This is a genomic window from Actinomadura napierensis, from assembly GCF_039529375.1.
In the GTDB taxonomy this organism is placed as follows: domain Bacteria; phylum Actinomycetota; class Actinomycetes; order Streptosporangiales; family Streptosporangiaceae; genus Spirillospora; species Spirillospora napierensis.
This window is the reverse complement of sequence record NZ_BAAAMR010000187.1, coordinates 1-11,396: the sequence shown is the minus strand read 5'-3', so window position 1 is coordinate 11,396 and position 11,396 is coordinate 1. Positions and strand designations below refer to the sequence as shown.

The 11,396-nt window shown below is 75.5% G+C and carries 11 protein-coding genes; 2 read left to right on the top strand and 9 right to left on the bottom strand.

The annotated features are described in order from the left end of the window. Positions 1-135 precede the first annotated feature (135 nt). Positions 136-1,203, top strand: a complete 1,068-nt coding sequence (locus ABD296_RS47360) for an NYN domain-containing protein (RefSeq protein WP_344284373.1) — start codon at positions 136-138, stop codon at positions 1,201-1,203. Here the strand turns inward: ABD296_RS47360 and ABD296_RS47355 are convergent. Then, positions 1,200-1,730, bottom strand: a complete 531-nt coding sequence (locus tag ABD296_RS47355) for a hypothetical protein (protein WP_344284370.1) — start codon at positions 1,728-1,730, stop codon at positions 1,200-1,202. The two genes, ABD296_RS47360 and ABD296_RS47355, sit on opposite strands and share 4 nt — an antisense overlap. A 163-nt stretch (positions 1,731-1,893) precedes the next feature. On the opposite strand from ABD296_RS47355, the gene ABD296_RS47350 reads away from it, so the two are divergent. Next, entirely contained in the window at positions 1,894-3,087 is a 1,194-nt protein-coding gene (locus ABD296_RS47350; protein ID WP_344284367.1) for a YncE family protein, read from the top strand. 3 nt (positions 3,088-3,090) lie between these two features. Here the strand turns inward: ABD296_RS47350 and ABD296_RS47345 are convergent, their stop codons facing one another. From ABD296_RS47345 to ABD296_RS47310, 8 genes are all read right to left on the bottom strand, one after another. Next, positions 3,091-6,114 carry a BTAD domain-containing putative transcriptional regulator gene (locus ABD296_RS47345; RefSeq protein WP_344284364.1) on the bottom strand — a complete coding sequence of 1,008 codons (3,024 nt, stop codon included), beginning with the start codon at positions 6,112-6,114 and terminating at the stop codon, positions 3,091-3,093. Between the two features lie 136 nt (positions 6,115-6,250). Further along, a complete protein-coding gene (locus ABD296_RS47340; protein WP_344284361.1) occupies positions 6,251-6,706 on the bottom strand; it encodes a TadE/TadG family type IV pilus assembly protein in 456 nt (151 codons plus the stop codon). Further along, positions 6,703-7,125: a TadE family protein gene (locus ABD296_RS47335; RefSeq protein ID WP_344284358.1), complete on the bottom strand. Its 423-nt coding sequence runs from the start codon at positions 7,123-7,125 to the stop codon at positions 6,703-6,705. Before ABD296_RS47335 ends, ABD296_RS47340 begins: the two co-directional genes overlap by 4 nt. A 32-nt stretch (positions 7,126-7,157) precedes the next feature. Next, positions 7,158-7,664: a TadE/TadG family type IV pilus assembly protein gene (locus ABD296_RS47330; protein WP_344284355.1), complete on the bottom strand. Its 507-nt coding sequence runs from the start codon at positions 7,662-7,664 to the stop codon at positions 7,158-7,160. Between the two features lie 5 nt (positions 7,665-7,669). After that, positions 7,670-7,882: a Flp family type IVb pilin gene (locus ABD296_RS47325; RefSeq protein ID WP_285911354.1), complete on the bottom strand. Its 213-nt coding sequence runs from the start codon at positions 7,880-7,882 to the stop codon at positions 7,670-7,672. A 49-nt stretch (positions 7,883-7,931) separates the two neighbouring features. Further along, complete coding sequence (locus tag ABD296_RS47320) at positions 7,932-8,846, bottom strand: type II secretion system F family protein (protein WP_344284349.1); 915 nt, start codon at positions 8,844-8,846, stop codon at positions 7,932-7,934. A 13-nt stretch (positions 8,847-8,859) separates the two neighbouring features. Beyond that, entirely contained in the window at positions 8,860-9,861 is a 1,002-nt protein-coding gene (locus tag ABD296_RS47315; protein WP_344284346.1) for a type II secretion system F family protein, read from the bottom strand. A 55-nt stretch (positions 9,862-9,916) separates the two neighbouring features. Continuing rightward, positions 9,917-11,218, bottom strand: coding sequence for a CpaF family protein (locus tag ABD296_RS47310; RefSeq protein ID WP_344284343.1), 1,302 nt, complete (start codon positions 11,216-11,218; stop codon positions 9,917-9,919). Positions 11,219-11,396 lie beyond the last annotated feature (178 nt).

Sequence of the window (11,396 nt, the reverse complement as noted above, 5' to 3'; positions counted from 1 at the left end):
CGGCGACGCGCCCGGGTCGCGTCCGATGTCACGCCGTATGGGGGGTGTCGATGTCCCGGCGGGGAATCGGATCGGGCGACACGTAACCGTGGTTCGCGCCCAGCGGAGGTCTCCGCACGAATAAGGTGGAAGGCCATGGCCACCTCGGAGTTCGTTCCACAGCCCGCGCGATACGCCATCTTCGTCGACGCGGGGTACCTTTACGCGGCCTCCGGGGCCCTGCTGCTCGGCTGCGGCTCCCGGCGCGAGTACCGGGTCGCCGCCGAACAGCTGATCAAGTCGCTGACCAGCCACGCCGACGACCAGTTGCTGGGCGAGCTGCTGCGCGTCTACTGGTTCGACGCGGCGCCCAAGAAGCAGCCCACCGTCGACCAGCGCGTGATCGCCAACCTGCCCCTGGTGAAGCTGCGGCTGGGCAACCTGAACGCGCAGGGCCAGCAGAAGGGCGTGGACGCGCAGCTGCGCGCCGACCTGGAGGCGCTCGCCCGGCACCGCGCGATCACCGACGCGGTGCTGCTGGCCGGCGACGAGGACATGCTGCCCGCCGTTGAGGCCGCGCAGCGCTACGGCGTCCGCGTGCACCTGTGGGGCGTCGAGCCCACGCACGGCTCCAACCAGGCCGAGTGGCTGGTGTGGGAGTCCGACCGGGTCGAGGTGCTGTCCGCCGACTTCCTGCGCCCCTACTTCACCAAGGCCAAGGTGCTGCCGGTGCCCGCACCGGGCACCGCCGCCGCCGTCCGCGACGCGGCCGCCGCCGCGCAGCGCACCTCGCCCGTCCCGTCCCCATCGCAGGTGTTCGCCGGACGCCCCCCGGCGGTCAAGCCGGCGCCGGCCGCGGCCGTCCGCACCGCCGTGCCCGTCCCGGGCGGCACCCCGGTGACCCCGGCGACCGTGGCCGCCTCGATGAACTCCGCGTCCACCGCCCAGTCCGACGGCCGGCTCGGGCCCGACCGCGACCACATGCTGGAGATCGGCGAGCACGTCGCCCAGAAGTGGATCTTCGAGCGGGGCCGGGACAACATCCGCGACCTGCTCCCCGGCCCGATCCTGCCGCCGGTCATCGACAAGGAGCTGCTGATCGAGGCCGAGAAGGAGCTCGGCGGCTCCCTGCGCCCCTACCAGGAGGCCCGCACCTGGCTGCGGGACGGCTTCTGGGAGCGCGTCTACCGCGAGTTCGGCATCGGCTTCGGCAAGTCCGACTAGGCGTCGCGCCACTCCCCGAGACCGTGGCGCGCGACGTACTCGCGCGCCCGCGCCGCGAGCGCCGGCGAGGCGAACGGCTTGCGCTCCCCCACGGCGACCAGCCGCAGCTCACCGGGGCCGAGCTCCGTCCCCAGCCGCGCGACGTGCGCGGGAACGTCCGGCACCGCGGCCGGGTCGAACCGCACGTTCAGCGTCCGGACGCCCTTCACCGGCACCAGCTCGAACGACCTGATCGCGGTGACCGGCAGCAGGAACGACTCCTCGCGGCGAGAGATGGAAACGCCGCCGGGCGTGAGGGCCAGCCGGTCCGGCGCGACACCGCCGCGGAGCGCCAGCGCCGCCAGCACCACGAGAGCGGCACCGAACACGAACGCGAACACCGCGGCGACCACTTTGGACCCGCCCTGCGACACCATCACGACGCCGACGACGACGAAGAGCACGCCGAGGAATACCAGCACCGCCGTGCCCACGACCCCGCCGCGCCTGCTCCGCTCGAACAACACCAGCTCGTCCACCACGCTCACCCGCCCCTCCCAAGATCACCGCCGTAGCCCCCGGACCCTACCCCCGTTCCCCGTCACGGGCGGCGCGCGATCGCTCGAGAGGTGAACACGTTTGGTAATTATTCGGGCGCACTGCGTTGCGGGCGGAGTACAGTCGGCCGCCGTGATGGGAGGAGGCCGTGCCATGGGACGTCGCCGGGCGCTGTGCCGCGCGCTCGCTTCGCTCATCGCGGCCGCGATGGTGTCGGGGTGCGGGTCGCCCGTGGCGTTCTACCGGCCCGGTGAGGGCGGGGCGGACGAGCCGGTGGTGGGACTCGGCGGGGCCTCGCCCTACGTGCGGTCCACGCCGGCGCGGCCCAAGGCGGCGGACCCGCCGGGCGCGGTGCCGGTCGCGCCGGCGGGCGGACGGGTGTACGCCGCGACCGGACCCGGCATGATCGCGCCGAAGGCGCGGGACATGCCGGCGCGGCTGTACGTCGCGAGCGGGCACGGCATCGAGGTGATCGATCCGCGGACGATGCGGCCGGTCGGCCGGTTCGGCGCCGGCGCGGTGGCGTCGCGGGTCGTCCCGTCGTGGGACATGCGGAAGCTGTGGGTCGCCGACACCGTGCACGACGTGCTGGTCCCCGTGGGCGCGCGGTCGGGGGGCCACGGACGGCCGGTGCGGGTCGCCGACCCCGCGGGTCTGTACTTCACGCCGGACGGGCGGACGGCGCTGGTCGCGGCGGGGCGGCCGCGGCGGATCGAGGTCCGCGACCCGTGGACGATGCGGCCGAGGGCGGCGGTGCCGCTGCCGTGCGCGGCGCAGGACGGCGACTTCACGCTCGGCGGTGGATACCTGGTGATGAGCTGCACGTCGGCGGGGGCGCTGGTGCGGCTGGACGTGGCGGGCCGGCGGGTCGCGGGCACGGTCCGGCTGCCGGCCGGGGCGCGGCCCGGTGACCTGCGGCTGTCCCCGGACGGCGGGACGTTCTTCGTCGCGGACGCGGCGCGCGGCGGGGTCTGGGCCGTGGACGCGCGGACGTTCGCACCGCAAGGGTTCCTCCCGACGGCGCCGGGCGCGCGGGGCCTGGCGATCAGCCGGGACGCGCGGCGGCTGTTCGTGTCGGGCGGCGGGACCCTGGCCGCCGTGGACTTCCGGGCCCGCCGCGTCACCGCGCGGTGGCCGCTGCCGGGCGGCGGGAACGCGGTCCCGGGCGGCGTGTCGTCGGACGGCCGGGCGCTGTGGCTGGCCGACCCGGACGGGCTCGTCTACGCGGTGTCGACCAGGACGGGCCGGGTGCTGCGGCACGCGCGGGTCAAGGGGCGTCCGGCCGGACTGTGCGTGCACCCGCAGCCGGGCCGGTTCGCGCTGGGCGGCACCGGCCTGTACCGGTGACCGTCAGGGGGAGCCCACCCGGTGCCATTCGGGGAGCAGCTCCTCCACCAGCGCCTCCGTTTCGGGCTGCAGCTGGTCGATCATCGGGTCGTGGCCGATGCGGCCGCGCAGCTCGTCGACCGCGACCTTGACCTGCGCCTGGTCGCCGGTCGCGTGGGTCGCGCGGAGCAGGTCGCGCCACAGGCCCTCGTCCTCGGGCGCGAGCCGCAGCCCGGCGCGGGCGGCGGCGACCGCGCCGCGCGCGTCGCCCTCGTCCAGCCGCAGCACGGCGAGCCGGTGCGCGACGTCGACGACCCGTGCGGTCGCCTCGTACTCCAGGTCGTGCGCGGCGAGCCAGGCGTACCGGCCGCGCGGGCGCCCGGCGAGCAGCGGCCCCCGGACGAGGTCGAGCGCGTACGCCATGTAAGCCATCTCCGACGCGGGTTCGGCCGCCGACCGCCACACCAGCCACCGGAACACCGCGAGGTCGACGCGGACCTCCGAGCCGAGCCTGATCCGGCCGCGCTCGTCGTAGTACAGGTTCGGGCGTCCCCGGGCGTCGCGGCCCAGCCAGTCCGACACGCGGGCCACGCACGCGTCGCGGACCCCGGCGGTGACGCCGCGCGGCCAGATCGCGCCGGACAGCACCGTCGGATGCACGCCGTTCGGGTGCGCCGCCAGGTAGACCAGCACCTCGGTGCACAGCTCGCGGCGGCTCCCGTCCATCGGGCCGGGCGCCTCGACCTCGATCGGGCCGAGCAGCCGGACGTCCACCGACGACTGCTGCGCGGCCGGCGGCTGCGGGCCGTCCGCCACGTCCGGCAGCGGCACCGACTCGGCCCGGCCGGCCGTCCGGAACAGCTCGAACACGGCGCGGTACTGGTCGTCGCGGACGAGCTGGGCGTCCACCTCGAAGCCGAGGACGCCGGCGTGCAGCCGGCCGCGCTCGTCGACGTCCCAGGTCCAGGTGGCGCCCTGCACGTCGCCGGGGACGAGGTAGCCGGCGGCCATCCGGGTGCCGGTGCGGGCGAGCGCGACGAGCCGGTCGGCCTCCTGCTCGGTCGGCGGGTCCGCCATGACCAGGTAGTGCGGCATCCACGCCTCGCCGAACACGCCGCGGCACCGGCCGGTGAGCACCGAGTCGACGCCGGACGCGGCGAGCGCCTGCCGCACCTCCTCGCTGCGGCCCTCCAGCTCGGGCAGCGCGTCCGCGAGGTTCGGCACGGACCGGATCCGGTCCGGGGCGATCCGCCCGAGGCCCTCGCCGAACTCGGCGCCGAACCCGACGAGCGTGATCCGCATGTGGTCCGACCACCGGTTCGTCGCCAGCTCCATCGCGATCGCGGCGAGGGCGGCGCGCCGGTCGGCGTCCGGTCCGCGCAGCGCGACGAGCCCGTGCGCCGCCTCCAGGTCGACGAGGATCCGGCCGCTGTCGTTGGTGCCGATGGACACCAGGCCCGGGTAGGGGGCGAGGACGTCGGCGAGGTCGGACGCCTCCAGCCCGGCCGCCGCGTCGGCGCGCAGCCGCCACACCTGCCCGTCGTCGAACGCCTGCCAGGGCGCCGGCGGGTTGCGGTCGGCGGGCGCGATCCACAGGTCGATGCTGCCCTGCCCGTTCTCCGACCGCCCCAGGTGCACCCCGTAGACGGTCGGGAGCGCGCGGCCTCCGGCGGCCATCGACTTCGACAGGTGCCGCAGCCCGAGGTCCAGGAGGCGCGCGCCGTCGGCGTCGGCGCCGAACCGCAGCGCCCGCTCCGCCTCCGCCGCCGCGCCCTCGGGCCGGACGATCATGTGCCCGAACGCGCGGTTCCACATCTGCGTGCGGCGGCGCCGGCCGAGCACGCCGAGCAGCCCGGCGGCCAGCAGCGACGCCGCGGCGAGCCCCTGCGGCCACGTCAGCTCGAACGACGGGCCGGGCTCCTCGTAGGCGGTCCTGGTGTGGCCGGGGAGGCTCGCCCCGCCGCTCCCGGCGCCGCCGCCCATCTCGCCGGACGGCCCTTCCGTACCGCCGCCGTGCGCGGGCGGGTGCGAGGGCGTCCCGGCCTGATGGGACGGCGCGTGCGACGGCGCGGGCGCATGTGACGGCGCGGGTGTGTGCGCGGGCGCGGGTGTGTGCGACGGCGCGGGCGCCTGCGTGTGCGTCGGCTGCGGCGCCGGGGTGTGCGTCGGCGCCGGCGTCTGGGACGGCTGCGGCGCCGGGGTCGCCGGCGCGGACGGCTGCGGGGCCGGTTTCTGTGGGGCGGGCGTCGAGGGCGCTGGCTCCTGCGGGTGCTGCTCGTGGTCCGGAACGGCGTGCCCGTACCGGTAGTAGTCCTGCAGGTCCTGGACGGGGACGGACTGCGCGTGCTTGGCGTCCGCCGGCATCTCCAGGATCCAGCCGGGGCGGATCAGGCTCGCGATGGTGAGGCGCGTCCCGTCCGGCTGCACGTGCCCCTTGTTGAGGTCGTAGATCTCCTTGTAGCGGCGCCCTTCGCCGAGGCACTTCTCGGCGATCTCCCAGAGGCTCTCGTGGTGGCGGCCCTCCGGCGGATGCACGCGGTAGATCTTGGTGGAGACCGGGGCCTCGGTGAGGGACTCGGTGCGGGTGTCGACGGGCGGGGACGCCGCCTCGGCGGCCCGGTGGTCCGGCGCGTCCGGGGCCCGGTGGTACTCCTGCGCCTGTGCGTGCGCGGGACGCTGCGCCAGCCCGCCGGAGAACGCCGGCGCGATCACCGACGCGGCGGTGAACAGCAGCAGCGCGGCGACCACCAGCCGGTGCACCAGCGACTGCATGCCGCCGGCGAGCGGCACCCGCGCGGGCACGCCGACCCCGCGCACCCCCGCGTACACCTCGACGATCACGCAGACGGCGAGCTGGATCCAGGCGAGCCAGACCAGCACGACGAGGATGCCGATGAGCGAGCCGGGCCCGACCCGGTGGGTGAGGTCGGACGCCGCGGGCAGGTGCGACGGGAGCGGCGAGCCGAAGAACGTCAGCAGCGCGTACGGGACCCCGGCGAGCAGCGCCGCCAGCGCGGCGAGCGCACCGATGCCGGCGAGGACGTCCATGGGCCCTCGGCGCCTGCCGTAGAGCGGTCCGCGCGCCCGTGCCGGAGGCCGCTGCCCGTGCCGCGTCACCATCGCGCCCCCACCGTTCTCCGGTCCTCGGACGTCGCACCAATGGTAAAGCCGTTTTCGGTGGGCCTCACGGGCCGTCTCCTCCGGTGACGGGGTGGGCGGTCTCGGTGGAGGACAGGGTGAACGAGCCGAGCCCGGGGACGATCCCGAGGATCTGCGGTTTCACCGTGATCTCGACGCTGACCGTCACCTGCTGCTGGTCGGCGTCGCAGCGCGACGCGGTGACCTGCGTGCCGAACGATCCGAGCAGGTCGCAGGCCGCGGTGCGGGCCCGGCCCGGGTCGAGGACGGGCTCGCCGGTCGCGCGGAGCGCGTCGGTGTCGATCTCGTTGGCGCCGGCGCGGGCGGCCTGCTCGGCCATGTCGGCGGCGCGCTGCCGGGCGTGGATCGCCAGCCCGCCGTCGACCAGCAGGCCCGCCAGCATCAGCACGATCGGCGTGAACAGGACGGTGTACATCGCGACCGTGCCGCGGTCGTCCCGCACCCGGACGCGCCGCGCCAGGCGGCGCAGGACCCGTCTCATCGGCCGTCCCCCGGTTCCGCCGGCGCGTCCCCGCCGCCCCGGAAGGTGAAGGTGTCGATCGGCGCGACCGACCGGCCCTGTAGCCGCTTGGTGCCGGGCAGGCCGATGAACGCCAGGTCGGACAGGTCCACGTCGCAGACGATCGTCACCTCGACGCGCCCGCCGGGCGCGAAGTCGGAGACGTCGGTCTGGACGGACGGCCCGCCGGAGCACCAGCGCGAGTCGCGCAGGCCGGCGGTGGCGGTCTCCTGCGCGAGCTCCTGCGCGGATCCGGAGTCGCGGGCGATGGACGCGGCGCGCACCGCGTCGCGGGCCGCGCCGTCCACCTGGCTCTGCGCGTCCACCATCCGCCCGGCCCCGGCGAGGAACAGCAGGAACGCCACGAACAGCGGCGTGACCAGGACCAGCTCCAGCGACATGGAGCCGCGGTCCCCATCCCTGTCCCGCCACTTCACTGGCCCGCCCCCCGCTGGCAGGCGAGGCCCGCGCCGACGTCCGGGCGGAAGCACTCGATCGGGCCCTGCGACCGCTGCGACACGTGGAAGGTCAGGAACGGGATGACCTGCACGGCGTCGCCGCTGACCTCGACCCAGCGTTCGTCGTTGACCTCGCCGGTGTCGACGTGCAGGCCGCTGATCAGGTGCGGCCCGATGTGGTCGATGTCGCCGGTGGCCTTGGACGCGGCCGCGTCCTGCCAGCCGCCGCCGACGGGCTCGGTCCGCGCGACGCGGGCGCCGGCCTGCGCGGCCGCCAGCGCGACCTGCCGGGCATGGAACACCATCGTGAACTGGACGACGGCGAGCAGCACGAGGATGAGCACCGGCGTGAGCAGCGCCCATTCCATCGACGACACGCCGCGGTCGGACCGGAGCCGCCGCCCGGCCGCCGCGACCACCGCGGCGCACCGCGACCGCCACCGCCGCCGCCACGGCCGGGGCGCGGGTGCACGGGACCGCATCCCGGTCAGCCCGTGTTGATGCTGTTGGCCTTGTCCTGGATCTTCTTCTGGATGATCGCGCCGATGGTGATCGCGATCAGCGCGAGGATCGCGGTGATGATCGCCCATTCGATCGCGGACGCGCCCTTGGTGCGCTCCTCCTCGTCGCGCAGCCGCGCCAGCCGGGTGGCGAGCAGCGCGCGCAGATAGACCAGGGCCGGATCGTTGAGCGGGTTCATCGTGCCACCTCCAGGGGGACTGCGGGGACGGGCCGGCCGCGGTGCGGCGTCATGAGGCGAGCACCCGTATCAGGGCCGGATAGGCCAGGAAGACCAGGAAGCCGGCGCACAGGAACAGCTGCGCGACGAGCATGGACTGGGACCGCTCGCCCGCCCTGCCCTCCAGGTCCGACAGCTCGCGGCTGCGCATGGAGGCGGCGCGGGCGGACAGCGACTTGCGGATCTGCGCGCCGTCGTCGGACACCAGCGCCAGCGCGCCGGCGAGGTCGCGCAGCTCGGCGATGTCGAGGTCGTCGCCGAGCCGGCCGAGCGCCTGCCACGGCGTCTGCCCGGTGAGGCGGGCGTTGCCGAGCGCGTCGCGGAGCCGGCGCATCGCCGGGCCCTCCCCGACGTTCGAGGCGCTCATCAGCGCCTCCGGGACGCCGCGCCCGCCGGCGAGGTTCATCGAGACCAGGTCCAGGAAGGCGCCGACGACGTGCCGGAAGTCCTGCCGGCGGGCCTGCGCCTCCTGCCGCAGCTGCATGTCGGGGAAGAAGAAGAACAGCGCGGCGAACAGCACGCAGATCCACACCGGGACCTGCACGGACGAGCCGAAGCCGAGCAGCGCGAAGTAGGCGACGATCAGCGGGATGAACAGCAGCGCGGCGGCGGGCAGCAGGAACTTGGACGCCAGGAACGCCTCCAGCGACCGCTCGGTGATGGCGAGGTCGGCGCGGATCGAGCGCATCTTCCAGCCGCGCGACGCGCAGAACTCGGCCAGCTCGCGGCCGAGCCGCGCGCGCATCCCGCCGAGCCGGCCGGGCGGCGGGGCCGTCCCGGCCTGCGCGTCCTCCAGGTCGCGGCGGCGGGCGGCGTCCAGCGCGGCGAGGCGCCCGGCGAGGCCGGGCCGCGCCGGGAACAGCGCCCGGACGAGCGCGTAGAGGCCGAGGCCGACGGCGGCGCCCGCGAGGATCGCACCGGTCACGCGTCACCGCCCGTCATGCCGGACCACCGCCGCCGGCGTCCATGGTGTGGCGGCCGCGCAGCGGGACGTCCTGGGTCGTGCCCGTCCTGCCGGGCTGGGCGGCGCGCCGGGCCTGCCAGGCCGCGACGGTGCTCGGCACCTCGCCGGGCACGCCGGGGCGCGCCTGCCGCGGCTCGCTGAGGAACCGTCCGGGCAGGTCGTACTTGGCGAGGCGGCGCAGCCACAGGAACGCCGCGCCGTACAGGGCGACGACCACGCACAGCACGAGCTGGCCGAGGAAGTCGTCGTAGGGCTGCACGTAGGAGTGGTTGAACACGGCGAGGGCGAGGGCCGTGCCGACCGAGACGCCGACGACGATCCGGACGCTGCGGCGGGTGGAGCGGCGGTCGGCCTCGACGCGGCGCCGCATGTCGAGCTCGGCGCGGGCGGACGTCGCGAGCGCGGTCAGCATGTCGCGCAGGCCGGGCCCGCGCAGCTTGGCGTTCAGGATCAGCGCGGCGACGACGAGGTCGGCGGACGGGTCGTCGATGTCGTCGGCGAACCGGCGCAGCGCCTCCGGCATCGGGACGCGGGTGTGCAGCCGGTCGACCAGGTCGCGCAGCGGCTGCCGCAGGGCCGGCGCGGCGGCGCGCTGCGAGGCGGGGATGGCCTGTTCGAGGCCGACCGCGCCCGCGATGGTGTCGCGCAGCGACTCCGTCCAGGCGGCGAGGCCCTCCAGCCGCGCCATGCCCTTGCGCTCCTCGGCGGCGCCGCCGGCCAGGCCGTCCCAGGCGAGCACGAGCGCGCCCGTTCCGGCGGCGGCGATCGGCCAGCGGGTCACCACCAGCACGACCACCCCGGTGATGATCGCGAGGGCGGTGCGGGTGGTGAGGGTGCGGACCAGGTCCTCGCGGCTGCGGCCGCGCGCCGGCCGGCCGCGGTCGGGCAGGCCGCGGATCGCGACGCCCAGCAGCAGCAACCCGCCGCCGACGACGGCGCCGGCGACGATGGCGAGCAGCACGTCCGGGGAGTACATCACCCACCTCCCGCGCGGTTCGCCCTGCACCTGAAGATCACCCTGCACCTGAAGATCACCAGGCACCGCCGTGGGACGGGTCGTAGCCGTACTCGGCCAGCTCGTCGACGCAGGCGATCGGCGCGGCCGGCACCGCGGACCCGCCGGGCCCGAGCGCGAACACCTCCGACGACAGCACCCGCCCGTCCACGCCGGTGACCTCGCGGATGCTCGCGACGTAGCGGCGCAGCCGACCGCCGGAGGCGTAGTCGTTGCGCTTCTCGATGAACACCACGAAGTCGATCGCGCCCGCGATCAGCATGTGCGTCGCCTCGACGGGCAGCCGCTCCTCCGCCTGGATCGCGTAGGTGGAGATGCGGTTGAACACCTCCGCCGAGGAGTTGGCGTGGATGGTCGACAGCGACCCGTCGTTGCCCTGCGTCATCGCGTTCAGCATCGTGACGATCTCGTCGCCGAGCACCTCGCCGACGATCACCCGGGACGGGTTCATCCGCAGCGACCGGCGGACGAGCTCCGCCATCGAGATCGCGCCCTGCCCCTCGGAGTTCGGGAGGCGCTGCTCGAACGCCACGCAGTTCGGGTGCAGCTCGGGGAAGGCGTCCAGGCCGAGCTCCAGGGCCCGCTCGACGGTGATGAGCCGCTCGTTCGCCGGGATCTCGTTGGCGACGGCGCGCAGCAGCGTCGTCTTCCCCGCGTTGGTCGCCCCGGCGATCATGATGTTCTTGCGGGCGAGGACGGCGGCGCGGAAGAACAGCCCGATCTCCTGGCTGAAGGTGCCGTTGCCGATCAGGTCGGCGAGGAAGACCTTGCCGAGCCGGGCGCGCCGGATCGACAGCGCGGGGCGCAGCGTGACGTCCATCACCGCCGACAGCCGCGACCCGTCCGGGAGGCGCAGGTCCAGCTGCGGGTTGGCGGTGTCGAACGGCCGCGACGACAGCCCGCTGTAGGCGGCGAGGATCTGGATCAGCTCGACCAGCTCCTCGTCGGACTCGGCGACCGGCTCGCCCATCACCTCCCGGCCGTCGGCGTAGCCGATGAACACCCGGTCGCAGCCGTTGACGTCGATGTTCTCGATCTCGGGGTCCTCCAGCAGCGGCTGGAGCCGGCCGACGCCGAACAGCGCGGCGTGCACCCCGGCGGCGAGCGCCTCCTCCTCTTCGGCGTTCGGCGGGCGCCGCCCGGAGGTGATCTCGCCGCGCGCGAACTCCTCCAGCACCTGGCCGATCAGCGCGCGGGCGAACTGCCGCTCGTCCTCCCCGGACATCGGCGGCAGCCCGTGCGCGGCGTCCATCCGGCGCTGCTGGGCGAGCCGGTCGCCGACCTCCTGGCGGAGCCGTTTGACGAGGACGTGGTCCACCTAGCGCCCCCGCTCCTCGTGCCGGCCGCCCGCCGGGACCTGGTCGGCGCGCGCGTCCGGCGCGGCGGCGGGACGCCCGTTCGGGACGGGGTGCGGCCCGGTCTCCCGCGGCCCGGCGGCCGGCGGGCCGGGCGCGTCACCGGCCGCGGACGGCGGGGGCGGCGGGGCCGGGGGGGGG